This window comes from Streptomyces sp. GbtcB6, from assembly GCF_019091475.1.
GTDB classification, from domain to species: domain Bacteria; phylum Actinomycetota; class Actinomycetes; order Streptomycetales; family Streptomycetaceae; genus Streptomyces; species Streptomyces hyaluromycini.
In genome coordinates, this window is record NZ_JAGXJL010000242.1 from 1 (window position 1) to 306 (window position 306).

Here is a 306-nt window from a genome sequence, read left to right on the forward strand (position 1 = left end):
GCTTCCGCTGGCTGCACGACGAGGTCCGCGACGACCTCTGGGTCGGCTCCGTCAGCGGCGGCACCCACGTGTGCTCCTGCTTCGCGGGCGCCGTACCCACCCTCCCCGTCTACACCCGCGAACCGCAGGCACCCGGCCTCGGTACCGACCTCCAGGCCTGGGACCCGGCCGGCCGTCCCGCCATCGACGAAGTGGGCGAACTGGTCGTCACCAACCCCATGCCCTCCATGCCGATCCGCTTCTGGAACGCCCCCGACGGCAGCCGCTACCACGACAGCTACTTCGACACCTACCCCGGCGTGTGGC

At 71.2% G+C, this 306-nt stretch carries 1 pseudogene; it reads left to right on the forward strand.

The features are described 5' to 3' along the window. Positions 1-306 (forward strand): annotated as a pseudogene (locus tag KVT45_RS55275) (acetoacetate--CoA ligase); the annotation flags it as partial.